Source organism: Nocardiopsis sp. iso_25 (genome assembly GCF_056173305.1).
Map to the genome: position 1 here is coordinate 353,089 of NZ_CM149667.1, position 26,555 is coordinate 379,643.

A 26,555-nucleotide genomic window follows, 5' to 3' on the forward strand; every position below is an offset into this window, starting at 1 on the left:
GACACCCGGCCGACGGGCTCAGTTCCTGGGCTCGGCCATCCGCAGGACCACGTCGATCCCCAGCGCGCCCGTGTGCACCGTGCCGTCGTCGAAGGCCTCCCACTGCCAGCGCGCGGCGTGCGAGGAGCCCGCGGCGACCACGATCACGTCCGGCGGCAGGCCCGTCAGCACGTGTTCGTCGGCCTGGCCCAGCGGGCGCGGGACCACCACCACCGTCGGCGCCTGCGTTCCCGGGTCCAACCCGTGGATCGGGTCCGGGGCCGACACCACCGGGACCGTGTCGGGGACCAGCGAGCGCAGGGGGCGCCCCTGCCTGAGCACCCGTACCCGCAGGCCCGCCGCGTGCAGTCCGTCGGCGACCACGCGCACCGCGTCGGCGGCCACCCTCGGGTCCCCGTCCACCGCCAGCAGCCCGCGCACACGTGTGAAGTCCACGTGCACCAGGGCGTCCGTCCCCTCCTTCTGCCCCAGGCACACCAGCACGCCCCGCAGCGCGGCCCCCGTCATGGTGTGCACGGACGTGCCGAAGCGCACCGGCGCAGACGACCGGCCGCTGCCGTGGCGCCAGGTGGTCGTGTCCACGGCCCGCCAGGAGGAGGCCGGAGGGGTCGCCCCGGCGGGTACCACGGCGGTCGTCTCCGAGGGCGTGGTCAGCAGGGCCACGGGACGCACGGGCACGTCGGCGGGCGCGCCGACCAGCTCCGCGTGCGCGGTCCCGGCCCGCCGGGCCGCGTCGGGGTCGGAGGCGATCAGGTCCGTCGCGGCCCGGCGGCGCCGCGCGGCCGCTCCCGGGCGCGAGGACCGCCGCTTCTGCGGGCGCTCGGCCCGGGCCGCCGCGACCCTGCGGAACGGCCAGGCCAGGGCCCGGCCGATCGGCTGCCAGAACAGGGTGATGAGGGTCAGCAGGACCAGGCCCGCCGCGCCCGCCGCGAGCAGCCGCGGGTCGATGCTCGGCTCCTCCTCGGCCGCGGCCTCCCCCGGGGCGGCCTCCGCGGAGGGCTCCTCCTCGGGGGGAGGCGTGTAGGCGGGAGGGGCGGGAGGAGGCGAGGGCGGTTCCTGCCCCAGCGCGTTGGCCTGGTCGACCGAGACCACGCACAGGGGGTCCAAGCCCTCGTAGACGCCCTCGCCGCCGGCGTCGAAGGGCACCACCAGGCGCCACTCGGGGAGCACCGCGCGGTCCTCGCCGAGGGCGCCGCCGTCCGCCTGGGTGCGGCCCGCGTTGTACTCGTAGATCTCGTCCGCGCGCCCGGGGTCGCCCAGGACGAGGTCGGCGACGCCCTCCAGGCCGGGGGAGCCCTCCGGGACCACGTAGTAGTACACGGTGGGACAGATGTCGTAGGTGCCGGTGGCGGTGTCCGCCGCGGCCGGTGCCGCGGACGCGACGCACCAGGTGGCGAGGACCGCCGTGAACGCCATGGCCCCGCGCACCGGGCGCGCCTGCGAAGATCCGGACCGTGCCGCCGCTGTCAGGGTCACTCGCTCTCTCCTGTGACTGTCTTCGCTGCTGGGGAACGCCTTCCGGGCCGCGCGGACCGGCGTCGCCGGGCCCGGGGCCGGTTTCCGCGGGGCGGCGGGCACCGTCAGGGGCGGGCGAAGGCAAACCCTACGAGGTTCGGGAGAACTTTGCGCGCCCCTGGGGCATCTGTTCACTCGTGGGCGTGGCAGTCTATGATGTCGGACTCTCCGAGCGCCCCCGGCCCCGGGCCCGCACAGTCCCCTCCCCATCCCCGTGGCAGGTGTGAGATCGCCTGAACCGCGCCGTTCTGCGATCTGGAAAGCGAGCGATACGGGACGTGGCCAAGCAACCGCGCACTCACCACAGGTGGGACCTCCTCGACAGGGAGGGGGACCCGGTTCCGTGGTCCGCCTACGACGTACGTTCGCTCAAGACGTTCTACGAGGGGCTGGCGGACGCCGCCGAGCAGGCCGCCGCCGACCTCCGCAGGCTGGACAAGGGGCAACTGGGCGAGGGCAGCACCGTCGACGCCCTCAAGGAACTCATCGAGGAACTGCCCAAGTACCTGGACAAGGCCCACAACGCCTACGAGAAGGGCTACAAGGCCCTCGAAACCTGGACGGGCGCGCTGGAGACGGCCCGCGAGCAGAGCGGGATCATCGTCTTCGAGGCCGAACAGGCCTACCTCGCCCTGGAGGACCCCGAGGAGTGGAAGCAGGAGACGGACGGTGACGACCCCGTCCGCGACGCCTACGTCACGCGCCTCCGGACGGTGCTCGGTGACATGGACGACGCCGTCAGCACCTGCAAGAACGCCCTGGAGGAGGCCAAGCAGGGCGACCCGAACGAACTGTGGGGATGGCTCGACGCGATCGTCACGTGGGTCGAGGAGAACCCCCTCATCTACGCGGCGATCCTCGTGGTCGGCGGTATCGCCGCCATCTTCATCCCGGGCCTGGGCATCGCCCTGGCCCTCGGGGCGCTCGCGATCAGCGCGTCCACCCTCCACCGCGAGGGCAAGCTCGGTTTCAACATGGAGACGGTCACCACCCTCGGTCTGGACCTGATCTCCCTCGTCCCCGGCGGTGTGCTCCTGCGCGGCGGACGCGCGGTGACTCGGGGTCTGACCGCCGCGGCTCCGCGCGTGACCGGGAGCATCTCCTCGGGAGTGCGCAGCGCCTCCTCGGCGGTACGGGGCGCCACCAGCGGGGTACGGGGCGCGGTGGGCGGCAACCGCGCCGTCCGGACCGTCACGTCGACGGTGGGCCGCGTCAGCCGGGACCACCCGATCATCTCCACGACCATCACCACCGGCGCCCGGGACACCGCCGTCGGCATGGGCTCCTCGATCGCCGTCCAGATGGCCGCCGGTACCTCCTGGGAGGACATCGACCTCGGGTACGAACTCGCCAGCGCCGCCGCGACCAACGTGCCCGGCGCCGCTGTCGGCGCCGCCCGCGACCACGGATCGCTGCCGTCCTTCCTCGGCGGCTCCGACGGTTCGGGCGGCGGCTCCGGCCCGGCTCCGGGGCCCGACACCGCGCCGACGGTCGGCGACGGCGCGCCCCCGGAACCGGTCGCCACTCCGGACACTTCCGACGCTGCCGTGGGCTCCGGCGACTCCGACACGGGCGGGAACCCGGCCACGTCGGAACCGGCTGCCACTCCGGCCACTTCGGACCCGGGCGGAACCCCGCCCGCTCCTGACACGGCCGCGTCCCCCTCCACCTCGGGACCGGTCGCCACTCCGTTCACTTCGGACGCGGGTGAAACCCCCTCCACCTCGGGACCGGCTGCCACTCCGGACACTCCCGACGCGGGCGGGACCCCGTCCACCCCGGAACCGGTCGCCACCCCGTCCACTCCTGACACCGGCGGTGCTCCCGCGACCGCCGACGCGGGCGGCACTCCGGGAGCCGCCCATCCCTCCAGCTCCTCGGGGGAAGGCCCGGACGCCTCCCCGCAGGGCGGTACGACCTCCTCCGCCACCGCGGACGCGACGGGCGGCGGTCCCGGCCCCGAGGGCCAGCGCTCCGAGGGCGAGTACGGGGGCTCCACGGGCGGGGCCAACGTCGCGGGCGAGGGCGTGCGCCTGCCCTCCCAGCGCCCGGGCCAGCCCGGAGAGCCGATGGTCGACGACCGCGCGCCGCACCGGAACGACACCCCCGCCGCGGGACGGCCCGGCGAGGAGTCCCCGGCCGCCTCCGGCCGGACGGGCCAGGACGAGGGTTCCGCGGCGCCCACGGGGCCGCGGGCGGAAGACACCCCGGTCGGCCCCGGCAACGGCGTGCCCGCCGCCGCGCACGACGGTACGGGAGCGGCGGACGGCCGCACCGCGGCCTCCGGCGACTTCGGCGAGTACCGCACCGGCCGGGGAGCGGACGGAGAGCGCAGCGTCTCCTACCGCTATCCGGCCGACGGCGGCGACTACACCATGGACGTCACCCGCGACGGAGTGGACGTCAACGGCACCTCGGTGCGGCGTACCGACGACGGTTTCCAGGTGGCCCGACCGGACGGCGCTTCGGTCACGGCCTCACGCGGCGGGAACGACGAGCCGCGGGGCGTCACCCTGACCGGACCGGACGGCGCCCCCGGCGCCTCCTACCGGGACGGGGAGGTGCGCGTCCCCACCGCGGACGGGGACGTCACCGTCTCCCGGGACGGGAACGGCTCCACCATCCGGACCGGCGACGGCCTCACCGTCCAGCAGCCCCGCGGCGACGGCGATGTCCGCATCACCCGGAGCGGAGACGGGCCGGTCGACCTGCGGTTCGGGAACGGGGGCCCGGAGATCTCCCGGCCCGGGAACGACGGCTCCTCCGCCGTGCCGCGCACCCGGGTGACCGACCCCGCCACCGGACGGAGCACGGAGATCGGCCCCGACGGCTACCGGCTCGACACCGGGGGCTCGACCTCGCAGAGCTACGACCGCGGGACCGACAGCGCCACCGTGGACTCCGGCGACACCCGCGTCCGGGCCGACCAGCACGAGGTCAGGGTCACCGACGGCGCACGCGGAGTCGACCTGTGGCAGGGCCGTGACGGGGTTGGCACCGCCACGGGCGCCGGCTCCAGGGCGGTCGTCCGGCCGGACGGCAGCGCCGAGATCAGGACGGACAACCCCTCGCTGACCCCGAGGGCCGTCCAGGACGCGAACGGCCACGTCACCGTCGGGGACACCCGTACCGCGACGGGGCGTGTGCGCACCGAGGACGGCGCCACCGTCGGGATCACCGAACGGGACGGCCGGACCGTCGTGGAGGTGCGCGGGACCGACGGGGCCACGCGCTCCTACGGCACCGACGGCCGCCCCCACGGCCCCTACCCGCCGCTGCGCACCGATCCCGCGACGGGCCAGCCCTGCGTACTCACGGGCGGCACCAGGGTGACCCTCGTCCAGGGCTCGGACCCCGCGCTGCGGGTGGACACCCCCCAGGGCTGGACCGTGACCACCTCGCGCGACGGCCAGTCCTCGGTGAGCACGCCCCCGGACGCCCGGGGGGACCGGCTCCAGACCGTCCGCGAACCCGACGGTTCCACCGCGGTGAGGAGCGGCGACCACTGGGTCGCGTCCGGACCCGAGAGGCCCGGCGGCCCCGGGCGCGTGGTGGCGGGCGGGCCCGACGGCGTCCACGCCCGCAGCTCCGCCGACGGCGCCCACGTGTCCGACGGAACGACGCGGACGGACGCCCGGCCGGGGACCTCTCCCGGTCTGGGGAGGGGGGAGACCACGCACGCGGCGCCCCCGTACGGGCAGGTGGCCGAGCACTCGGGCACGGGAGGCCGCGTGACCACCGGCGACGGGGTCACCGTCCACACGCGCGCGGACGGGCTCCGGGTGGACGTGCCCCGCGACGCGGACCGCACCGTCCGCGACGGCGACCGCACCATCGGCGTCGGTCCCCGCGGCACCGACGTGCGCGGCCCCTCCCCGGACAGCCCGGGCAACCCCCCGCTGCGCATGGGCGAGACCGCCGGGGACGCGGGCAGGGTGCCGCCGAGCTGGCGCGTGTCCACGGACCCCGAAGGCGGCATGACCGGACACACCCGCCCCGACCAGGGCGTCAGCGTGCGACCGGAGCCGGGCCGGCTTCCGTCCCCGTTCCACGGGGCCGACGAGGTCAGCTTCCGGTCGGGGGACATCGAGGGAACCCAGACGCGTTCGGGCCGGACCACGGTCACCGACGGCAACGGAAGCACGGTCCGGGACGGCCGGGGAGGGGTCCGGGTGGACGGCGGCGACGGCCGCCCCGACCTGCGCGTCACCGACGACCACGTCCGGGTGACCACTCCCGGGGGCGCGCAGCACCGGGTGGACGTCCCCGGCGCCCGGACGGACGGGGACGGCACCAGCGCGCCCCGCACCGACGGCGCCCCGGGCGCGCGGACCGACGGTGACGGCGCCCCCGCGCGCGCCGACGACGGCACCGGTGCCTCCGGCGGCCGGGGGGACGGGGACTCCCCGGACGGGGACCGTTCCCCCGTGCGGCCGAGCCTCAACAGCTTCGGCGCCATGCTGGAGGAGATGCGCCTGACGCTCGCCAAGAACTTCGTCAACGTCCTCGGCGGCCTGGGGGTGGAGATCGCGTGGCAGGAGTTCGCCGACGGCGACTTCACGGGTACCGACGTCGTCCAGGCCGTCGTCCAGCTGGGCACCGCCGTTCCCAAGGGCCTGGCCGAGGGCCGGATCTCCGGGACCACCGCGCTGCCGACGGACGGCATGGGATCCCATCTGTCGGCCTTCCCGCTGGAGATGGGCCACCAGGCGGTCCGCAACGACCTCCGCGACCTGATCACGAACGAGTACCTCGACGAGGAGGTCGCCATCACCGCGGAGAGGGGCGCCATCGCGGAACAGGCCGCGTTCCTCGAAGGCGAGCTGATCCCCGAGCTGAGGGCGGAGATCGAGGCCGCCCGTGCGGACGGGAGGCGCCCGGAGGACCTGGAGAGGCTGGGCGCGGTCCTGGACGCGGCCGAGGCGCTGAGCGCGGACCTGGCCAGGAGGGACGCCGCGCTCGACGAGAGGGTCAACCTGCTCTAGGGCCCGGACCGCACACACCGAGGAAGGGAGTACGCATGGCACGTGTCGTGAGGATCGACATCGGCGCCCTGGAGGAGATGGAGCGCTCCCTGTGGCGCATCCAGAACGCCTTCGCGGGCGAGAACGTCGAGAGCCCCGAGGACAGGTCCGAGGACATCGGCCCCGGCGACCTCGTGGACAAGGCCAAGGACTACGGCGAGGACTGCAAGAAGAACTACGAGCGCCAGGCCGAGGACCTGGGCGCCCTGCTCCAGGCGATCACCCCGGTCATCGACAGCTTCCGGGAGGCCGACGAGAAGCTGGGCGCGAGCCTGACGGAGGGCGACAAGCCCGCTCCCCCGCCCAACCAGGTCGCCGTCTGACCCCGAGGCAGCAGAGGAGAGGCACCTCCATGCCCTACCAGTTCGAAGAGGACGTACCCGAGGTCGACATCCTGTTCGACATCGCCGTCCCCGAGACGTGGACGCAGTACGACCTCAGCGGGGACGCCCTCGCCCGGCTGCGCGCCCAGGCCGTCGAGATGCACGGGAACAGGCCCGAGGAGCTGGCCGCCCTCAACGACATGTTCGGTGACATCGCCCAGGTGACGAGCGACGTGGTCGGAGCGGGCCTGCTGGCGGCGGCGGGTGTCTTCGAGGAGTACGACGACGGCTTCTTCATGGCGACCGTCTGCGTGTTCGCCTTCCCGGCGGGGAGGGGGGCGCACGCCATGGACCCGATCCGGATGATCGAGCACGTCTACCCGGACACCGCCACCGCGCGCGAGGGCACCTGGCTGCGCAAGGACGTGGTCGACCTTCCCGAGTCCGGCGCGGGGACGTGCGGTCGCGTCTTCGGCATCGCCGACCACGACCTGGAGGACGCCGTCGTCCGGTCGGTGGTCATGCACACCGCCTTCGAGCTCCCCGGGCTCGACAGGCGCGTCATGGTCAGCTGCACCAGCCCCAACTCCCAGCAGGTCGAGGAGGTCCTGGACCTCTTCGACGCCGTCACCGCGAGCGCGCGGTTCCGGTTCCGCGAGGTCGAGCGGACCACCTGAGGGGACCGGGACCGGTGGTGAACGGGGCGAACCACCACGCGGGATGACGTATCCACCACAATGGTGCTCGCGGAAGCGGTCCAGGCCCCCGCCACGACCGCGCCGACCGGGCACGAGCGACAGGACCCACCCGACCAGACCAGCAGGAGGCACACATGCCCGTGTACAACGTCGACAGCGACAAGACCGAGGAGACCTCGTCCTCCCTCATCCAGGAGTTCAACGAGTTCACCGAGCGCCTGGAAGGCATCAAGAGCAAGGTCGACGGCCTCATCTCGGACGGCTACAGCACCCCGGCCGCCGAGAAGCACTTCCGCCCGTTCTTCGAGGAGTTCAACACCGGCTTCGAGGGTGTGAACAAGGGCCTCGAAGGCATCGGCAAGTACATCAAGACCGTCGGCGAGACCTTCAGCGAGACCGACGACAAGCTGGGCGAGGGCCTCAGGGGCTGATCCCGGGGAAGACCCCGGCACCACCCGGAAGGCGGGGCGGCGCCTTCGCGCCGTCCCCGCCACGACCCGACGACGAACCCGGAAGCAGTCCCACCGTGCGCCTCCTCTTCACAGCGACCCCAGCCACCGGTCCGGCCGCGGACGGCCCCGACGGCGGCGGCCCCGTGGCGTCCTCCGCGCTGCGCCTGGACGTCCTCGTCGACGCCGACCCCAGCGCCACGGTGCGCCAGCTCGCCGAGGCCGTCGATCCGATGGTGCGCACCCTGCCCCGCGCGCCCGGCCAGGACGTGCCGCTGTACCTGGGCGACCGGCCCGTGGACCCGTCCGCCTCCCTGGCCGACGCGGGCTTCCTGGACGGCTCCCTCGTCGGCGTGGGCGGTCCCGCCCCGGTCAAGGGCGAGCCTCCCGGCGTGGTCGAGGTCCGCGTGGTCTCGGGCCCCGACGCCGGGCGCGTGGTCCGCCTCGACCCCGGCGACTACGTCGTCGGCGACGACGAGGTCGCCGTGCTCGCCGTGGAAACCGAGGGCTACTGGGCGCGGATCCGGGTCGCCCCGGACGGGACCGCCACCATCCTGGGCACGAGCGGGGGCCGGGGCTGCTCCCTGGAGGGCGACGAGGTCGGCCCGGACACCGTCTGGCCGCAGGGCGAGCAGCTCACCCTGGGCGGCACCCTCTTCGAGGTGTGGCCCAACCACCGCCCCGACGCCTCCGTGGTGGCCTCCGACGACGGCACCGGGCTGGACTACAACCGCCCGCCCCGCCTGCACCCGGCACCCACGAAGACCAGGTTCAAGCTGCCCACCCCGCCCGAACCGCCGGACCGCCCGATCACCCAGCTGATCATGATGATCCTCATCCCGATCACCATGGCGGTCGGCAGCGCGCTCATCATGGGCCGCCCCCAGTACCTGCTCATCGGCCTGCTCGCCCCCGTCTCGGTGCTGTTCATGCAGATCATGCAGCGGCGCACCACCAAGGCGCGCTACGACAAGCAGCTCACCGAGTACGAGGAGAAGAAGGAACGCGTCACCCGCGACGCGCGCGACGCCCTCGTCGCCGAACAACGCAAGCTCCGCGACACCTGCCCCGACCCCGCCGCCGTGCTGCTGCTGGCCACCGGCCCGCGCGCGCGGCTGTGGGAGCGCCGCCAGATCGACGAGGACTTCACCCAGCTGCGCGTGGGCACCGGCAGCATCCCCTCCCAGGTGGTCCTGAGCGACCCCACCAAGGACGAGCACCGCCGCGACGTCACCTGGGACATGCGCGACGTCCCGGTGAGCGTGTCGGTCAAGGACAACGGGGTCGTGGGCGTGGCCGGGCGCGGCGAGGGGGCCGAGGCCCTGGAGCGCTGGCTGGTCGCCCAGCTCGCCGCCCTGCACAGCCCCGCCGAACTGCACCTGTACCTGCTGTCCATGGAGGGCGACCACAACCGCTGGCGCTGGACCCGTTACCTGCCCCACCTGCGCGGCGACCGCCCCCAGCTCTCGCTCGGCCGGATCGGCATCGACGCCACCACCTGCGCCCGCCGGGTGTCGGAGCTGCTCATGCTCCTGGAGACCCGCCAGCAGGCCCGGCGCGACCTCGCCGACCAGCCCGCGGTCGTGGTGGTGCTCGACGGGGCCCGGCGCATCCGCTCGCTGCCCGGCGTGGTCCAGCTGCTGCGCGAGGGCCCCGAGGCCGGAATCTACGTCCTGTGCCTGGACGCCGACGAGCGCCTGCTCCCCGAGGAGTGCCAGGCCGTGGTCAGCTCGACCCCGCACGGCATGCGCCTGCGCCGCACCTCCTTCGACAACGTCGAGGACGTGCGCGCCGACGTGCCCTCCGCGGCCTGGGCCGACCGGCTGGGCCGCGCCCTGGCGCCCATGCGCGACAGCAGCGTCGGCGAGGGCGGCGGCTCGCTGCCGCGCAGCGCCCGCCTGCTCGACGTCATCGGCCTGGAACCGCCCGACGGCGAGGCCATCGCCGCCCACTGGGCCTCCGGGGGGCGCAGCACCGTCGCCACGCTCGGCACGGGTCTGGACGGCCCGTTCTCGGTGGACGTGCGCCGGGACGGCCCGCACGCCCTCATCGCCGGCACCACCGGTTCGGGCAAGTCCGAACTGCTCCAGACCCTCGTGGCCTCCCTGGCGGCGGTCAACCGCCCCGAGTCCATGTCGTTCGTGCTGATCGACTACAAGGGCGGCAGCGCGTTCAAGGACTGCGTGGAACTACCGCACACCGTCGGCATGGTCACCGACCTGGACACCCACCTGGTGAGCCGGGCCCTGGTGTCGCTGGGCGCGGAACTGCACCGGCGCGAGCACATCCTCGCCAAGGCCGGGGCCAAGGACATCGAGGACTACCTGGAACTGCTGGACCGCGACCCGCGCATGCCGCAGATGCCCCGCCTGATGCTGGTCATCGACGAGTTCGCCTCCATGGCCCGCGAGCTGCCCGACTTCGTCAAGGGCCTGGTCAACATCGCCCAGCGGGGACGCTCCCTGGGCATCCACCTGGTACTGGCCACACAGCGCCCCGGCGGCGTGGTCACCAACGACATCCGCGCCAACACCAACCTGCGCATCGCCCTGCGGATGACCGACGAGGCCGAGAGCCGGGACGTCATCGACGCCGCCGAGTCCGCGCACATCGGCATCGACACCCCCGGGCGCGCCTACGCGCGCCTGGGGCACGCCTCCCTGCTGCCCTTCCAGTCCGGCCGGGTGGGCGGGCGCAGGGTCGTGGCCGCGGCCAACGCCTCCGACCCGGTCGCGCACGCCGTGAAGTGGTCGGACCTCGCACTGCCCGCGCCCGCGGCCGTCCAGGGCCCCGCCGACACCGGCGACGTGGAGGTCACCGACCTGACCGTCCTGGTCGCCGCGGTCAAGGAGGCCGCCGAGCGGTCGGGCGCCCGCCGCCAGCCCAGCCCGTGGCTGCCCGCGCTGCCCACCGCGCTCACCCTGTCCGAACTGCTGCGGGGCCGTTCCCCGCAGGCCGTGCACGGCCGGGTCCAGCCCGCTCCGGTGGGGCTGGTCGACGTGCCCGCCCAGCAGCGCCAGTTCCCGTACGTGTTCGACCTGGGCAGGACGGGACACCTGCACATCATGGGCTCGGGCCGCACCGGCCGGTCCCAGGCGCTGCGCACCATCTCCGCCTCCCTCGCCCTGGCCCACCACCCCGGCGACGTGCACATGTACGGCCTGGACTGCGGCAACGGCGCCCTGCTGCCGATGGAACGGCTCCCGCACTGCGGCGCCGTGGCCCAGCGCACGCAGGGGGAGCGGGTCGTGCGCCTGCTGGGCATGCTCGGCGAGGAGCTGGACCGGCGCCAGAAGCTGCTCGCCGCGCACGGCTGCGCCGACCTGGAGGAGCTGCGCGCCAAGCTGGCGCCGGACGAGCGCCCCGCCCACGTGGTGCTGTTCATCGACCGCGTGGACGCCTTCGAGCAGACCTTCGGCGAGTACAACTACGGCGCCCTGGTGGAGGGCGTCACCACCCTCATGCGCGACGGGGCGGGCGTGGGCGTGCACGTGGTGGCCACCGGCGACCGCCTCCTGACCCGCACCAAGTACTCCTCCACCACCGAGGAGCTGCTGGTGCTGCGCTGCAACGACAACGGCGACTACAGCGCCGCGGGGCTCAACGCCCGCTCGCTGCCCGAGGAGATCCCCGACGGCAGGGCCTTCCGCGCCGGGGACGCCATGGAGGTCCAGCTCGCCCTGCTCAACCGCGACCCGCAGGGCTCGGTGCAGGGCGCCGAACTGGCCCGTATCGCCGACTTCGTGTCCCGGAGGCCCCAGGAGGAACCCGGGCCGCGCCCGTTCCGGGTGGACGTCCTGCCCGACCGGCTCACCTACGCCGACACGGCCCGGTACCGTTCCGGGGCCCCGCGTCCGCTGCACGCGCTGCTGGGCGTGGGAGGCAACGAGCTGACCGCGGTCAGCGCCGACCTGTCGCGCGTCCCGACGTTCCTGGTGAGCGGGCCGCCCCAGTCCGGACGCTCCAGCATGCTCGCCACGATGGCCAGGTCGCTGCTGGAGGCCGGCACCGAACTCCTGCTGGTCACCCCGCGCTCCTCGCGACTGGCGGACCTGCGCCACCAGCCGGGGGTCCAGGGGGTCCTGGACGCGGCCGAGCCGAAGCTGTCCCAACTGCACGAGGCGCTGGGCCGGTTCCAGGGCGAGACCGCCGTGGTGATGATCGACGACGCCGAACTCCTCCTCCAGAGCGACCTCGGCAAGGAGTTCACCCGTATCGCCCGCGGCATGGTCGGCGCCGGGTGGGGCATCGTCGCGGCGGGAACCAACGAGGCCCTCCAGGGCGGCTTCAACGGGTGGCACGTCCACCTCAAGCGCAACCGCGTGGGGGCCCTGCTCTCGCCGCAGGCCCAGAGCGACGGCGAGGTGCTGGGCATGCGCCTGCCCAAGGGCGTGTCCAGTCCCCGTCTCACCCCCGGCACCGCCTACCTGCACCTGGGCGACGGCCGTATCCAACAGGTGAGGGTGCCGATGCCCTGACGCCCCGCCCGGGGCGGCCGGACCGGAACCGGTGATATTCATGAGTGTGCCCCTTTCCTCCCCTTCCCCCCTCCGGCGGAGGACCCCGTGCCCCCCACCCCGTCCCGAACGAGACCTGTGAGCAGACAGCAGTGAGTACGCACCCCTCAGCCGTCACTCTCCCCGCGACCGCGACCGAACTGACCTCCACCGACCCCGCGCGCATCGGCCCCTACCGGCCGCTCAGGCGCCTGGGCTCCGGAGGCATGGGCGTCGTGTACGCGGCCCGTGACCAAGGCGGTGCCCTGGTCGCGGTCAAGCTCATCCACCCCGAGTACTCCGCCGACCCGGAGTTCCGGGCACGCTTCGCCCGCGAGGTGGAACTCCTGCGCCGGGTGGGCGGCGCCTGCGCCGTGCCGCTGCTGGCCGCCGACACCGAGGCCGAACGGCCTTGGCTGGTCACCCCGCTGGTGCGGGGCATGACGCTCAGCGCCTACATGCGCAAGAACGGCCCGCTCGGCGAACAGCTCCTGCTCGGCCTGGCCGCCGGGGTGGCCGAGGCGCTCGCCCAGATCCACGAGGTCGGCATCGCCCACCGCGACCTCAAACCCGCCAACATCGTGCTGTCCCCGGAGGGCCCCCGCGTCCTGGACTTCGGCGTGGCCCGCGCGATCGACCAGACCGCGCTGACCCGCACCGGGTCCGTGCTGGGCTCACCCGGCTGGATCAGCCCGGACCACTACCGGGGCGCGCCCGCCAGCACCGCCGACGACATCTTCGCCTGGGGTGCGCTGGTCTCCTACGCGGCGACCGGGCGCCCGCCCTTCGGCACCGGCGACCCGGCCGCCGTCGCCCACCGGGTGATCAGCGGCGAACCGGACACGGAGGGCTTCAGCGGACCCCTCGCCGACCTGGCCGCCCGTGCGCTCAGCAAGGAGGCGTCCGAGCGGCCGACGGCGCTGGAGCTGGTCAGCGGGGTGGTCGCCGCGGGCAACCCGGGGCGCTCCTACGCCCCCGTGGAGTCCGCCGCGGCGGCGGGCGGCGTCATGGCCGCCGTGGTCGACCACACCTGGCAGGGAGTGCAGGCCGCCCCCGAGCGCGAGTTCGCGGTGGCCCCCGACCGGAGCTCCGGCGGCTCCGGCAGGGTGCTGGCCCTGGTCGGCGCCGCCCTGGGCGCCCTGGTCCTGCTCGCGGGGCTGGGATTCGGCGGTGTGGCCCTGGTCGGCAACTGGGACTCCCTGCCCATGGCCGCCTGGTTCGGGGACGAGTCGGCCGACGCGGCCGAAGCGCAGCAGACCGCGGAGGAACGGCGGCGCCCGGGGCCGGTGGGCCAGGAGCCGCAGGAGAGCGCCTCGCCCTCCGACGACCCTTCCGGGGAACCCTCCGAGGAGGCCTCCGAGAGCGAGGAGGACGGGGAGGGCTCCGGCGGCGGTTCCACCACCACGACGGCCACCGTGGGCGCCGGGGTGGGCGCGGGCGGAACACGCCCGCCGGGCGAGCACGTCGTGGCCTTCCAGCCCTCCGGCGGCTCGGGACAGTACGCCGTGCTCGACGGCGCCACCGTGGTGTGCGCGTGGAGCTTCTGCCAGAGCCAGGGCGGATCGGTGGGCGACGGCGGCGCCGGTTCGGTCCCCTCCAGCCCCTCGGCCCTGACCGGCTACGTCAACCAGGGCAGCCGCACCATCACCGCCGAGGTCACCTACACCACCGGCGCCGACGGCACCGTCACCATCACCCGCCTGGTGGAGCGGCACAGCACCAGCGGTACGGGCACCCCGCCGTGGTAGGGGCCGGAACTCGAAACGACGGGAGAGACATGCCGAAGACCCTCGTACGCGGGGCCGCCGCCGTGGCGGGCCTGGCCCTGACCGTTGCGGTGGCCACCCCCGTGCCCGCCACCGCCGCCTCCTACGGGGGCCAGTGCGGGAGCGGATACGGGGTGGTCAACGAGGCCTCCGTCAACGGAGGCACCGTCTTCCTCACCTACAACAACTCCAACGGCCGCAACTGCGTCGTCGTGGTGCGGACCGACCCGGGCAGCGCCGTCAACATGGACGCGGCCCTCAAACGCAGCGACTCCACGTCCTGGGACACCGACCCGGGCGACTGGACGGAGTACGCGGGCCCGGTCTACGCCGACGCCGCCGGCCACTGCGTGGACTGGGGCGGCGTGGTCGGCGACGAGTGGGTCCTGCGCAACGGCACCAACTGCGGCTGAAACAACAAGAGAGGGCGCTTGTGAACGTGCACCACCCGTGGTGGATGAACCCGGTCAACACCCTGCTCAAACCCTTCGACCAGAGCCTGGGGGCCGCCGAGGGCGCCTTCGACGCCATGCTGGCGGAGGCCTCCGCCAGCAGCGGTCTCCCCTGGCCCTCCGACGAACCCTTCCTCTCGGACATGCGCGTGCTCCACGACGCCTGGCAGGCGGTGCCCGGCGTCACCCCCGTCGGCCGGATCGGCCTGCGGGGCGAGGTCCGGCGGCGGCTGGAGACGCGCCTGCGCATGCTCCACCTGCTCGACGCCAACCCGGAGGTCGCGGCCCAGCCCGTCGAGCGGCCGGTGTTCATCACCGGACTGCCCAGGACGGGCACAACGTTCGGCCACGGGCTCCTGGCCCAGCACGTCCGGGCCCGCGCCCCGCGGCTGTGGGAGATGCTGAGCCCGGTCCCCGACACGGGCAGGCCCGGCGAGCGCACCGTGAGCAGGCGCGAGCGCCTCGCGCTGGCGCGGAGGCTGGTCCGGGGCATGGACGCCATGGGACCGGGGTTCCAGACCATCCACCCCATGCACCCGCTCGAACCCGAGGAGTGCGTCTTCCTCCTGCCGCACGGGATGTTCTTCCACGTCCGCGCCGCCTCCCCGGACTACCGCGCCTGGGTCGAGGGGCGCGACGCCACCCCCGACTACGCCTACCTCAAGCAGCAGCTCCAGGCGTTGCAGTGGAAGCGTCCCGCGCGGCGCTGGGTGCTCAAGTCGCCCCTGCACCTGTTCAACCTCGACGCCCTGCTCAACGTCTTCCCCGACGCGGTGGTCGTCATGACCGACCGCGACCCGGTACGGGCCATGGCGTCGTGGGCCAGCCTGACCGAGGCCTCGATGCACATCCACAACAGCGACGTGGACCCGCACCGGATCGGCCGCGAGTGGCTGGGGATCTGGGCGGCGGGCGCCGAGCGGGCCCGCCGCGTGCGCCGCGAGCACGGCCCGGAGCGCTTCCTGGACCTGCCCTACGGCGAGCTGACGTCCGACCCGCTCGGGGCGGCCGAACGCGTCTGGAGCAGCCTCGGCGAGGAATTCGACGCCGACACCCGGGCGCGCACGCTCGCCTACACGCGAGCGGACCGGCGCACGAACCCGGGCGGCCACCGGTACAGCCCGGAGTACTACGGCCTCACCGCCGAGGAGGTGCACGCGGCGTTCGGTCCGGACCTGACCGGCGCCGGGGCGGCCCGCGCCCGAGGGGGCGGGGCCTGAGGAACCGCGGTGCGAGCCCGGCCGGATCCGGCCCACGCCGTGGCGTGCGGCCGGTCCGAGCCGGGCTCGCACCGCCCGGTCCGAGCGGGGTCCGCGTCCGCGCCCTCGCGGTGGCCGTCCGGACGGCCACCGCGAGGGCGCTGTGTCAGCGCGCCGTGCGGCGCAGTGGCCGCCGCGACCACCAGACCGCCGTCCACGCGGCCAGGCCCAGCCCGCCGCCGGTGACCGCCCCGACGAGCAGGCACCGCACGAGGTCGTAGCCGCTCACCTGCGCGCGGTCGGACAGACCGCCCGCCACGGCGCCCGCCACCGCGCACACGGCGAGGGCGGACAGGGCCAGGACGCGCACGCGGCCACCGGGGACGGGCCCGGAGCGCTCACCCGCCTCCCGGCCCGCGCTCCCGGTGCCCGCGCGGCGGGCGCGCTCGCGGTGCACCCACCAGGCCAGGACGGCCAGGCCGCCCGCCGAACTCGCGTACATCAGCACGTTGTAGAGCAGGTGCGGGCCCGCCACCGGGGTGCTCAGCAGCGGCCAGGCCCGCACCAGGGCCCCGCCCGTCTGGGTGAAGGAGTCCCAGGCCATGTGCGTGACCGAGCCCACCGCCAGCGCCGCGGAGGTCAGCGCGGCGGCCCGCGTCGCCCCCCGCGCCGACCGGGGAGCCCGGACACGCGGTGCCGTGGACCCTCCGGCCAGCGCGTGCAGCGGCGGCCGGAGCACGTACGCGTACAGCGCCAGCACGGCGCCGCCGAGCAGCACGTCCAGCCACAGCCCGGCGGGGCCGTGCGTGGTCGCCGCGGCCACGGGCAGCGGCAGGTAGTACGGCAGGTCCGGCGCCACCGACCCGACGACCAGGGCCGCGGGCGGCAGCCCGGTGCGCGCCAGGGGCAGGACCGCCGCCACATGGCTGGGGGTGAAGGGCACCTCGTCCTCCCCCTGACGGGCCCGGCCGCTACTCCGCGTCCAGGTACTGGTAGGTGGCCAGGGTCCCCCCGATGAGCACGAAGACCTCGTAGGGGGAGACCGTGTCCTCCGGGGAGTCCGACCCAGCGAGCCCTCCGTCCCGGGCGTAGCAGAGGTAGGGGGCCCGCTCAGCGCCCGGCTCGACGGCCACGACGTCGTCCATGTCGCAGTACACCGCCTCTACGCCGTGGTCGAAGCGGATGGTCTCCTCGACGACCTCGCGCACGGTGGGCAGCTCCGGGTACTCGAACCGGAAGGCGGCGCCGCCGTCCCCGGACAGGACCGGGAACTGCATGTCCAGGCCGCCGTAGGTGAGGGTGCAGCTCAGGCCCGGTTCGACGGGTTCCGTCATCTGCTCGGGACACGCGGCGGCGGCGCCCGGATCGACGCGGGAGGCCTTGCGGGTCACCTCCGTCAGCAGGGCCCAGGCCGCCCGCTCGGACACCGACGCGGAGGACTCCGGCTCGGCTGGCAGGGCGGACTCGTCCGCCTGTGGTCTGGAGACGGGAACGGGGGCTTCGACGAGGAGCTCGGCGAGCTCCTCCTGGGACAACGCCTCCGGCGGAGTGCCCTCTGCGGCGGTGGTCTCCTCGACGGCCTCTTCCGAGGGCGCCGAGGCCTCCGCGGTGTCCTCCCCGCCGCCACAGGCGGACAGGGCGAACACGAGCGAGAGGGAGACCGCCGGGGTAAGGGCGAAGCGGCCGTGAGGGGGGAAGAAGGGCATCTCTGTCCTTTTCATCCTTGATGGGGGTTGGGGGGATGCCGTGGACCGTGAAACGCATGGGGTGGCCCGCCAATCCGACTCCCGTCACCCTCCGTCGGTTCACCGAATACCAGGAGTGTGTTCCACTTCACTGAAAGAAGGCGTGTGGTGACACTTCGGTGAAGTGCGGGACTCCTGAGGCGTCGGAGACCCCCGAGACCTCCGTCCCCGCTGTGAGCAGGCACGGAAGCGCGCGCCCCCTCGCGGCCGTGGGCGTGCGCCGCGTTCCCGGGCCCCGGTGGACCGCTGCACCCACTCGGAGGCTGGATAGGGGTCCGCCGTCCACGTCCTCTCGGTGGCCTCCGCCAGGGCACGGCGGGCGAGCGGTTCGTGCCGGGGCGCGCCCGGGGCGGGCTCGGGCGGCATCGGCGACTCGTCGGTGCTCGGGCCCCGCCCGTTCCCGGTGGGCGCCCCGCCGCAGGTGAAGCCCGTCGTGTCGACCTCCGGCGCGGCCTCCGCCCCGGGGCCGGCGTCTCCGCCGCACGCGGTCGGGGCCGGTCCGACACGCGGTGTGCCGTGCCCCACACCCCGGGGCGGCGCGACCGAACGCGATTCTCTACCATCCACTATATGGACGTCCCTGAGAGCGGGGCCGCCGGATCCGGCGCCCCCAACCCGGCCGACGGGTTCCCCGCCGCCACACACGAGCGGTGGCGCGAACTCGTGGCGGGGGTGCTGCGCAAGAGCGGTGTCCCCGAGGACCGGCTCACCGACACACCCGAGTCGGTACTGGCCACGCACACCTACGACGGGTTCGACATCGAGCCCCTCTACACATCCGACCCCCCGGCCGCCGACCCCGGCTTCCCGGGACTGCCCCCCTTCACCCGGGGCCACCGGCCCGGCGGGTCGGTCCCCGAGGGCTGGGACATCCGCGCCCGCCACACCGACGCCGACCCGGCCGTCCTGCGGCGGCGCCTGCACGCCGACCTCATGAACGGCGTCAGCTCGCTGTGGATCGCCGTCGGCGGCGCAGGCCTGCCCGTCTCCGCGCTCGGCCAGGCCCTCAGCGACGTCTACCTCGACCTCGCGCCCGTGGTCCTGGACGCCGGAGCCGACCACGCCGACGCCGCCACCGCGCTGCTCGACGCCCACGCCGACGCGGGCGTCCCCGACGGCCGGATCATCTCCCACCTGGGCATCGACCCCCTCGGCACCGCGGCCCTGGCGGGCGGGCGACCCGACGTCATGGACCCCGCACGCCTGGCTGCGGAGCTGGCCCGCGGGCGCCCCGGCCTGGGGCTGCTCGTGGCCGACGGCCGCCTCGTGCACAACGCGGGCGGCTCCGACGCCCAGGAGCTCGGCTTCGCCATAGCCGCGGGGACCGCCTACCTGCGCGCCCTGCACGCCGCCGGGATGGACCTGCCCGACGCCGCGCGGCGCATCGAGTTCCGCCTGGCCGCGAACGCCGACCAGTTCGGCGTCATCGCCAAGCTGCGCGCCGTCCGCGCCATGTGGGACCAGGTCCTCGACGCCAGCGGGGTGCCCGCCGACCAGCGCGCCATGCGCCTGCACGCCGCCGCCTCCGAGGCGATGACGACCCGGCGCGACCCCCACGTGAACATGCTGCGCACGACCGTGGCCTGCTTCGCCGCCGGGGTCGGGGGAGCCGACGCGGTCACCGCCGTCCCCTTCGACTCCGCGGTGGGCCTGCCCGACGACTTCGCCCGCCGCATCGCCCGCAACACCCAGTCCCTGCTCATCGAGGAGTCCCACCTGGCGCGGGTCATCGACCCCGCCGGGGGCTCCTTCTATGTCGAGGCGCTCACCCGCGACCTGTACCGGGCGGGCTGGGCGTTCTTCCGGGAACTGGAGGCCGCGGGCGGAGCCGCGGAGGCCGTCGAGCACGGCCTGCTGCGCGAGCGCGTGGACGCGGTGTGGACGCGCCGCCGCCTCGACCTCGCCCACCGGCGCTCCCCGCTCACCGGCGTCAGCGAGTTCCCCAACGCCGACGAGGTCCCGCTGGTGCGGCCCGCCGACCCCTCGCGGCCGCCGGCCCCGGTCCCCGGCGGCTTCCCGGTGCGCCGCTACGCCGAGGACTACGAGGCCCTGCGCGACCGCAGCGACGCCCGCGCGGGCGACACGGGACGGCGGCCCACCGCCTTCCTGGCCACGCTGGGACCGGTCGCCGCGCACACGGCCCGCGCGTCCTTCGCGGCCAACCTGCTCGCCGCGGGCGGCGTCGCCTCACACGAACCCGGCCCGCTCGACGGCGCCGCCGCCGTCGCGGAGGCCTTCGCCGCCTCGGGCAGCCGCGTCGCGGTGCTCTGCTCCTCCGACGCGGTCTACGCCGAGCAGGCCGAGGACGCCGCGCGGGCGCTCAGGCGCGCGGGGGCCCTCCGGATCCTGCTCGCGGGCGCGCCCGACGACTCCTACCGCGAGGCCGGGGTCGACGCCTTCGCCCACCGGGGGTGCGACGCCGTCGCCCTCCTCACCGACCTGGTCGACGTCCTGCTCGCCGACCCGCCGGCACCGTCCGCCACTGCCGAGGGGGCGCACGCATGATCCCCGACTTCTCCGACGTCCCGCCGCGGCTCCCCGCCTTCCAGGGCGACACCGCCTCCGGACACGCCGCCTGGCACACAGCGCTGGAGGCCGGGACCGGCAAGGCCGCCGACGCCCTGGAGTGGGAGACCCCCGAGGGCATCGGCGTCAAGCCGCTGTACACCCCCGCCGACCGCGCGGGCCTGGACTTCGTGGACGGACTGCCCGGCATACCGCCCTACCTGCGCGGGCCCTACCCGACCATGTACGTCAACCAGCCGTGGACCATCCGCCAGTACGCCGGGTTCTCCACCGCCGAGGAGTCCAACGCCTTCTACCGGCGCAATCTGGCCGCCGGGCAGAAGGGCCTGTCGGTCGCCTTCGACCTGGCCACCCACCGCGGCTACGACTCCGACCACCCCCGGGTGGCGGGCGACGTCGGCATGGCGGGCGTGGCCATCGACTCCATCTACGACATGCGCCAGCTGTTCGACGGGATCCCGCTGGACAGGATGAGCGTGTCCATGACCATGAACGGCGCGGTGCTGCCGGTCCTGGCGCTCTACATCGTGGCCGCCGAGGAGCAGGGCGTCCCGCCGGAGAAGCTGTCGGGGACCATCCAGAACGACATCCTCAAGGAGTTCATGGTCCGCAACACCTACATCTACCCGCCGAAGCCGTCGATGCGGATCATCTCCGACATCTTCGCCTACACCTCGCAGCGGATGCCGCGCTTCAACTCCATCTCCATCTCCGGCTACCACATGCAGGAGGCCGGGGCCACGGCCGACCTGGAGCTGGCCTACACCCTGGCCGACGGCGTGGAGTACATCCGCGCCGGGCAGCGCTCCGGGCTGGACGTGGACGTGTTCGCGCCGCGCCTGTCGTTCTTCTGGGCGATCGGCATGAACTTCTTCATGGAGGTCGCCAAGCTCCGCGCCGCCCGCCTGCTCTGGGCGCGCCTGGTCAGGGACCTGGGCGCGACCGGGGACAAGTCGCTGAGCCTGCGCACCCACTCCCAGACCTCGGGGTGGTCGCTCACCGCCCAGGACGTGTTCAACAACGTGGCCCGCACGTGCGTGGAGGCGATGGCCGCCACCCAGGGCCACACCCAGTCGCTGCACACCAACGCCCTGGACGAGGCGCTGGCCCTGCCCACCGACTTCTCCGCGCGCATCGCCCGCAACACCCAGCTGCTGCTCCAGCAGGAGTCGGGCACCACCCGCGTCGTGGACCCCTGGGGCGGCAGCTACTACGTGGAGCGCCTCACCCAGGAGCTGGCGGCCAGGGCCTGGGAGCACATCCGGGAGGTCGAGAAGGCGGGCGGTATGGCCGCCGCGATCGACGCCGGGCTGCCCAAGATGCGCATCGAGGAGGCCGCCGCCCGCACCCAGGCGCGCATCGACTCGGGCCGCCAGCCGGTGATCGGCGTCAACAAGTACCGCCCCGACGGCGCGGACGAGATCGAGGTCCTCAAGGTCGACAACTCCCGGGTGCGCGCCCAGCAGCTGGAGAAGCTGCGCCGCCTGCGCGAGGAGCGCGACGAGGACCGGGTGCGCGCCGCGCTCGACGCGCTCACCGCGGCCGCCGGGGGCGAGTCCCGGGCGGACGAGGCCCTGACCGGCAACCTCCTGGCGGCGGCGGTCGACGCGGCCCGAGCCAAGGCCACCGTGGGCGAGATCTCCGACGCCATGGAGAGGGTCTTCGGCCGCCACTCCGGGCAGATCCGTACGATTCAGGGTGTGTACAGGGACGAGGCGGCGGGCAGCGCCGACGCGGCCGACCTCATGGAGCGCGTGACCCGCCGGGTGGAGGAGTTCACCGAGGACGAGGGCCGCCGCCCCCGCATCCTGGTCGCCAAGATGGGCCAGGACGGCCACGACCGGGGCCAGAAGGTCATCGCGACCGCCTTCGCCGACCTGGGCTTCGACGTGGACGTCGGCCCGCTGTTCCAGACCCCGGCGGAGGTCGCCGCGCAGGCCGTGGAGGCCGACGTGCACGTGGTCGGGGTGTCCTCCCTGGCCGCGGGGCACCTGACCCTGGTGCCCGCGCTGCGCGAGGAGCTGGCCCGGCTGGACCGGGGGGACATCATGATCGTGGTGGGCGGGGTCATCCCCCCGGCGGACTTCGCGCCGCTGCGGGAGGCGGGCGCGTCGGCGATCTTCCCGCCGGGGACGGTCATCGCCGAGGCCGCCGTCGACCTGCTCGACCAGCTGGACGAACGGCTGGGGTAGCGGAGGGCGCGAGGGGCGCCGACCGTCGTGTCGGCCGCCCCGGCGGCGCGGGCACCTGTCGGGCGGGGCGCGCCCGCGCGGGAACGCCGCGGACCGGGACGCGGCGTGTGCGGACGCGGTGGCCGAGGGCCCGCCGGAGGGAACACGCTGCGGGCGAGGGCCCGGCAGAGCGAAGACGGGCCGGGCCGGGAGGCGGCGCCGGGACAGGGAAGAGGGAGGCAGGCGTGGCGGAGCAGGGTTCCGTGCCGGGCGCGCGGCGTTCGGGGCGGCGCCGTCAGGTGGACGTGGACGCCCTCGCCGAGGGGGTCCTGGCCGGGCACCGGCCCACCCTCGCACGGGCGATCACCCTCGTGGAGTCCCGCCGTCCGGACCACGCGCGCGCCGCGCAGGAGCTGCTCGTGCGGCTGCTGCCGCACACCGGCGGGGCCCGCAGGGTGGGCGTCACCGGGGTCCCCGGCGTCGGCAAGTCCACGTTCGTCGACGCGCTGGGCACCCGGCTGACCAAGGCCGGGCACCGGGTGGCGGTGCTGGCCGTGGACCCCTCCTCCACGCGCACCGGCGGCAGCATCCTGGGCGACAAGACCCGGATGGAACACCTGGCGGTGGACCCCAACGCGTTCATCCGGCCCTCACCCACGGCGGGGACCCTGGGCGGTGTCGCCCGGGCCACGCGGGAGACCATGCTGCTCATGGAGGCGGCCGGGTTCGACGTGGTCCTGGTGGAGACGGTGGGCGTCGGCCAGTCCGAGGTCGCGGTCGCCGCCATGGTGGACTGCTTCTGCTTCCTCACGCTCGCCCGCACGGGGGACCAGCTCCAGGGCATCAAGAAGGGCGTGCTGGAGCTGGTGGACCTGGTCGCGGTCAACAAGGCCGACGGGCCGCACGCCGACGACGAGCGCAGGGCGGCCCGCGAGCTGTCGCGGGCGCTGCGGCTGCTCCAGCCGGTGCACCCCGACTGGCGTCCGCCGGTGCTCACGTGCAGCGGCCTGACCGGCGACGGGCTCGACGAGGTGTGGGACGCCGTGACCCGGCACCGCGCGGTGCTGGAGCGCGACGGCGCGCTGGCCGAGCGCCGCAGCCGCCAGGGGGTCAGCTGGATGTGGGACCAGGTCCGCGACCAGCTCATGGACGCGTTCCTGCGCGATCCACGGGTGGCCTCGCTCCTGCCGGGGACGGAGGAGCGGGTGCGGTCGGGGGAGACCACGGCGACCCTCGCCGCGCGCACGCTGCTGGACTCCTTCACCCGGGACCGCGGGTCCCGTCCGGAGGGTGAACGCGTGGGCGGCGCGGTGCGGGGAGCGGACCCGACAGGTGAATCCGAAGGCGGCGCTGTGCCGGAGCACGATGCGGAGCCTTCCCGGGATCCGGGTCCGTCCGGCGGGTGAACGCGGGGACGGCACCGGGCCGGGGCGCGGTCGGCCTCCCCCCGGCCGGGGCGCGGGTCCGGTCCGTCGGGTGAACGCCCGGTGACCGCGGCGCCGCCGTGCAGCGTTGCCCGGGTGTCCATGGCGCATCCCATGTCATGAAATGTCCCCGTGACAACGGCAGATAACGGGCGCTCACCGCCGAGTTCGTGCCCAGGAGGCGAAAATTTCTTCCGGTATGCCATTCCCGAACGGGCGGTTCGCTTATACCGTGTGTGTCCAACGACTTACCAGGCTCGCGGACGTACCATACGCTCCCCCCTGACGTCGGACCGGCTCTGTGGGAGTGGCGCCGGTCCGGGTGGGCGTGGTCCGCCGGTCTGCGTATGGTTAAGCGAAGGGTCCCCTCACCATCTCAACGTGGGGCCGGGAGGAGTGAACGTGCACAGGCTTGGGCTGAGCACGCGGGTGGAGAGCCGCAGCGTCATCGTCGCGATCGAGGGAGAACTCGACATCGCGACCGCCGCCGACCTCCAGGAACACATCCAGTCCGCCGTCGAGGACCACGGTCCTTGGCTGATCCTGGACCTGTCCGGTCTGGACTTCATGGACTCCAGCGGTCTGAACGTCATCATCAACGCCTACAGGACCGTCCGCGAACTGGGCGGATCGCTGGCGCTGGCCGCTCTGAACGAACGCGTCACCAAGGTCGTCCGCCTGGTCGGCCTGCACCGCCAGGTCCCGGTCCACCAGACCGTGGCCACCGCCGTCGCCGCCATGGAGGCACTGGAGGCCAAGCGCCAGGCCGGATAGCCTCCGGGCGCATGAGTCCAGTCCTCCCCCCGAGTCCCGTGGACATCTCCTGGGACCACAACAGCCACTACCACGAACACCTCCTCCGCCACGTGCCCCCGCACTGCACCCGAGCGCTCGACGTCGGGTGCGGCGGCGGTAGGTTCGCCAGGTCCCTGGCCTCCCGCGGGATCGCCGTCGACGCGATCGACCCCGAACCGCGGATGATCTCCTCGGCCCGTGAACGCACGCCCGCCCGGCTGCCGGTCGACTACCGCGTGGCCGCGCTGGCGCAGACGGAGCCGCGTCCCGGGGGGTACGGGTTCGTCAGCTCGATCGCCAGCATCCACCACATGCCGTTCGGGCCCTCGCTCGAACGGATGGCCGCCGCCCTCGCCCCCGGCGGCACGCTGGCCGTCCTCGGCCTGTACGCCGAGAGGGACGCCGCCGACGTCGCGGCCGGTCTGGCCGCGCTGGGCCCGCAGTGGGCGGTCGGGCTCGGCCTGCGGCTGGGCCGCGCCCTCACCGGCACGCCGAACCTGCACAGCGTGGGTCCCACCGCCGAGATGCCGGTGCGCGACCCGCGGATGGGTCTGCGCGAGATCGCGGAGGAGGCCGGTGAGGTGCTGCCCGGCGCACGTCTGCGGCGGCTGCTGTTCTGGCGCTACTCGCTGGTCTACACGCGACCGGCCTGACCCCGTTCGAGGTCGGGCCGGTCCTCCGGAGATCAGTCCCCGCCGCCACCGCCACCGCCACCGCCGCCGCCGTCACCGGAGGAGGAGCCTCCCCCGCCGTCGGAGTAGGGGCCCGATCCACCGCCGAAGCCTCCGCTGTTGCCCGGACTCCAACCGGTGCCGCCCCCGGGTTCACCGGACGGGGGCTGGTGGCCCTCCGGGCCCGGGTGTCCGGCGGCTCCCGGGTGTCCGGCGGCCCCGCCGCCGGGGTGGGCGTACCCGTACCCGGTACGGTCGTGCTCGGGCGGCGCCGGGTAGGCCTGCCCGTACCCGTACGGCTGGCCGGACGCGGGCGGCGCGGACGCGTGACCGGCCGCGTGGCCCGCGGCGGCCGGACCGGCGGCGCGGGCGGCGGTGGACTTCGACCGGACCAGGGCCACGGCGAGCACGACCAGCGCTCCGGTGACCGTGAGCCCGTACAGGAGCTCCACGATGACGTTCGTCAGCCCGGTGGCCGTCATGACCGCTTCGAAGGACAGGTCCATGGCCCCGAAGGCGAAGCTGACCACCGAGCTCGCGACCTGGACGAGCACGGCGGCGGTGAGCAGGGCCCCCACGGTCCGGACGGCGCCGGGGAAGGGCGATCCCTTCGCGCGGACGAACGCGGTGATCCCCACCGCGAGCAGGAGGAGCGTGCCGATCAGGTAGAGGAGCGAACCCAGGGTCGGAGGGAGGGAGGTCATCGAAGGGCTCCTCGTGTCAGCGGGTCGGGAAGGGCCGCGGACCGGGGTGGTCGCCGGGCGGCGGTGGCGGAGCGGTCGTCCGGGCCGTGAGGCGCTTCGCCGCGGCCAGCACCAGAGCGAGCAGGCCGCCGACGAAGAGCAGCGTGAACACCAGGTGCAGGGCCGGGAGCACCGTGGTGTGCACCGTGATGTCCACGCCCGCGTACATGGGGGTGAAGGTCCAGATCTGGACCGCCAGGTCGCCGAGGGCGCCGAGGACGATCAGGGCGCCGCCCGTCGCCACGAGGCCCCTGCGGTCGGAGGCCACCACGCCGCTGAGGGCCAGCACGATGACGCCGAACAGCAGGTAGAGGACCTCGAACAGCAGGGAGATGACGGAGGAGACGGTGTAGAGGGGGGAGATCAGGTGCATCCGGGGCCTTTCCTGTGGGTCACGCGCGGAATCAGGCTCTCACGCCGGGCCGCTCGCCTGGTCAGCGCCGGTGCGAGGGGCCGCCGACACCCGCGCGGGGCGGGGCGGCGGGTCCGTCCGCGGCGGCGGCCGGGCGTCGCCGTCCGCGTATGTGAGGTGGGACGGCGGACCCGCCGCGGGAGTTT

The 26,555-nt window shown here is 74.4% G+C and carries 18 protein-coding genes; 13 read left to right on the forward strand and 5 right to left on the reverse strand.

The window, feature by feature from the left end; translation table 11 throughout:
• Positions 1 to 18: 18 nt before the first annotated feature.
• The gene (locus tag AC0VX6_RS01625; RefSeq protein ID WP_475467239.1) at positions 19 to 1,476 is read right to left on the reverse strand and encodes a hypothetical protein; all 1,458 of its coding nucleotides are present in this window, start codon (positions 1,474 to 1,476) and stop codon (positions 19 to 21) included.
• 317 nt (positions 1,477 to 1,793) lie between these two features.
• On the opposite strand from AC0VX6_RS01625, the gene AC0VX6_RS01630 reads away from it, so the two are divergent.
• The 8 genes from AC0VX6_RS01630 (at position 1,794) to AC0VX6_RS01665 (ending at position 15,943) form a co-directional block, all read left to right on the forward strand.
• Positions 1,794 to 6,500, forward strand: a complete 4,707-nt coding sequence (locus AC0VX6_RS01630; RefSeq protein WP_475467240.1) for a hypothetical protein — start codon at positions 1,794 to 1,796, stop codon at positions 6,498 to 6,500.
• Between the two features lie 35 nt (positions 6,501 to 6,535).
• Complete coding sequence (locus AC0VX6_RS01635; RefSeq protein WP_274975900.1) at positions 6,536 to 6,862, forward strand: hypothetical protein; 327 nt, start codon at positions 6,536 to 6,538, stop codon at positions 6,860 to 6,862.
• Positions 6,863 to 6,891: 29 nt separating this feature from the next.
• Positions 6,892 to 7,539: a hypothetical protein gene (locus AC0VX6_RS01640; protein WP_475467241.1), complete on the forward strand. Its 648-nt coding sequence runs from the start codon at positions 6,892 to 6,894 to the stop codon at positions 7,537 to 7,539.
• A gap of 155 nt (positions 7,540 to 7,694) precedes the next feature.
• The gene (locus AC0VX6_RS01645; RefSeq protein WP_017563317.1) at positions 7,695 to 7,991 is read left to right on the forward strand and encodes a WXG100 family type VII secretion target; all 297 of its coding nucleotides are present in this window, start codon (positions 7,695 to 7,697) and stop codon (positions 7,989 to 7,991) included.
• A gap of 95 nt (positions 7,992 to 8,086) precedes the next feature.
• The gene (locus tag AC0VX6_RS01650) at positions 8,087 to 12,487 is read left to right on the forward strand and encodes an FtsK/SpoIIIE domain-containing protein (RefSeq protein WP_475467243.1); all 4,401 of its coding nucleotides are present in this window, start codon (positions 8,087 to 8,089) and stop codon (positions 12,485 to 12,487) included.
• 131 nt (positions 12,488 to 12,618) lie between these two features.
• A complete protein-coding gene (locus AC0VX6_RS01655; RefSeq protein ID WP_475467244.1) occupies positions 12,619 to 14,253 on the forward strand; it encodes a serine/threonine-protein kinase in 1,635 nt (544 codons plus the stop codon).
• 29 nt (positions 14,254 to 14,282) lie between these two features.
• A complete protein-coding gene (locus tag AC0VX6_RS01660) occupies positions 14,283 to 14,684 on the forward strand; it encodes a spore-associated protein A (protein ID WP_274975904.1) in 402 nt (133 codons plus the stop codon).
• Positions 14,685 to 14,704: 20 nt separating this feature from the next.
• On the forward strand, positions 14,705 to 15,943 hold the full coding sequence (locus AC0VX6_RS01665) for a sulfotransferase family protein (protein WP_274975905.1): 1,239 nt from the start codon (positions 14,705 to 14,707) through the stop codon (positions 15,941 to 15,943).
• A gap of 145 nt (positions 15,944 to 16,088) precedes the next feature.
• Here AC0VX6_RS01665 and AC0VX6_RS01670 read toward each other — a convergent pair whose 3' ends face one another.
• Together AC0VX6_RS01670 and AC0VX6_RS01675 are read right to left on the reverse strand one after the other, a co-directional pair.
• Complete coding sequence (locus AC0VX6_RS01670; protein ID WP_274975906.1) at positions 16,089 to 16,865, reverse strand: DUF4184 family protein; 777 nt, start codon at positions 16,863 to 16,865, stop codon at positions 16,089 to 16,091.
• Between the two features lie 28 nt (positions 16,866 to 16,893).
• Complete coding sequence (locus tag AC0VX6_RS01675; protein ID WP_274975907.1) at positions 16,894 to 17,628, reverse strand: hypothetical protein; 735 nt, start codon at positions 17,626 to 17,628, stop codon at positions 16,894 to 16,896.
• Positions 17,629 to 18,237: 609 nt separating this feature from the next.
• Between AC0VX6_RS01675 and AC0VX6_RS01680 the strand changes: the two genes are divergently transcribed.
• The 5 genes from AC0VX6_RS01680 (at position 18,238) to AC0VX6_RS01700 (ending at position 25,236) form a co-directional block, all read left to right on the forward strand.
• Positions 18,238 to 20,172 carry a methylmalonyl-CoA mutase family protein gene (locus tag AC0VX6_RS01680; protein WP_475467246.1) on the forward strand — a complete coding sequence of 645 codons (1,935 nt, stop codon included), beginning with the start codon at positions 18,238 to 18,240 and terminating at the stop codon, positions 20,170 to 20,172.
• Positions 20,169 to 22,385 carry a methylmalonyl-CoA mutase gene (scpA, locus tag AC0VX6_RS01685; protein ID WP_274975909.1) on the forward strand — a complete coding sequence of 739 codons (2,217 nt, stop codon included), beginning with the start codon at positions 20,169 to 20,171 and terminating at the stop codon, positions 22,383 to 22,385. Before AC0VX6_RS01680 ends, scpA begins: the two co-directional genes overlap by 4 nt.
• A gap of 224 nt (positions 22,386 to 22,609) precedes the next feature.
• Complete coding sequence (gene meaB / locus AC0VX6_RS01690; protein ID WP_475467248.1) at positions 22,610 to 23,770, forward strand: methylmalonyl Co-A mutase-associated GTPase MeaB; 1,161 nt, start codon at positions 22,610 to 22,612, stop codon at positions 23,768 to 23,770.
• 420 nt (positions 23,771 to 24,190) lie between these two features.
• Positions 24,191 to 24,562, forward strand: coding sequence for an STAS domain-containing protein (locus AC0VX6_RS01695; RefSeq protein WP_061079278.1), 372 nt, complete (start codon positions 24,191 to 24,193; stop codon positions 24,560 to 24,562).
• A gap of 38 nt (positions 24,563 to 24,600) precedes the next feature.
• Positions 24,601 to 25,236, forward strand: a complete 636-nt coding sequence (locus AC0VX6_RS01700; protein WP_475469238.1) for a class I SAM-dependent methyltransferase — start codon at positions 24,601 to 24,603, stop codon at positions 25,234 to 25,236.
• A gap of 32 nt (positions 25,237 to 25,268) precedes the next feature.
• On the opposite strand, the gene AC0VX6_RS01705 is transcribed toward AC0VX6_RS01700, so the two are convergent.
• Positions 25,269 to 25,958, reverse strand: a complete 690-nt coding sequence (locus AC0VX6_RS01705) for a hypothetical protein (protein ID WP_475467249.1) — start codon at positions 25,956 to 25,958, stop codon at positions 25,269 to 25,271.
• 16 nt (positions 25,959 to 25,974) lie between these two features.
• Entirely contained in the window at positions 25,975 to 26,370 is a 396-nt protein-coding gene (locus AC0VX6_RS01710) for a hypothetical protein (RefSeq protein WP_475467250.1), read from the reverse strand.
• Positions 26,371 to 26,555 lie beyond the last annotated feature (185 nt).

Bases quoted from the DNA above. Each gene is read 5' to 3' on its own strand.
- AC0VX6_RS01635 (WP_274975900.1), top strand. From the start codon at position 6,536: ATGGCACGTGTCGTGAGGATCGACATCGGCGCCCTGGAGGAGATGGAG.
- AC0VX6_RS01640 (WP_475467241.1), top strand. From the start codon at position 6,892: ATGCCCTACCAGTTCGAAGAGGACGTACCCGAGGTCGACATCCTGTTC.
- AC0VX6_RS01645 (WP_017563317.1), top strand. From the start codon at position 7,695: ATGCCCGTGTACAACGTCGACAGCGACAAGACCGAGGAGACCTCGTCC.
- AC0VX6_RS01660 (WP_274975904.1), top strand. From the start codon at position 14,283: ATGCCGAAGACCCTCGTACGCGGGGCCGCCGCCGTGGCGGGCCTGGCC.
- AC0VX6_RS01675 (WP_274975907.1), bottom strand. From the start codon at position 17,628: ATGCCCTTCTTCCCCCCTCACGGCCGCTTCGCCCTTACCCCGGCGGTC.
- AC0VX6_RS01680 (WP_475467246.1), top strand. From the start codon at position 18,238: ATGGACGTCCCTGAGAGCGGGGCCGCCGGATCCGGCGCCCCCAACCCG.
- scpA (WP_274975909.1), top strand. From the start codon at position 20,169: ATGATCCCCGACTTCTCCGACGTCCCGCCGCGGCTCCCCGCCTTCCAG.
- AC0VX6_RS01705 (WP_475467249.1), bottom strand. From the start codon at position 25,958: ATGACCTCCCTCCCTCCGACCCTGGGTTCGCTCCTCTACCTGATCGGC.
- AC0VX6_RS01710 (WP_475467250.1), bottom strand. From the start codon at position 26,370: ATGCACCTGATCTCCCCCCTCTACACCGTCTCCTCCGTCATCTCCCTG.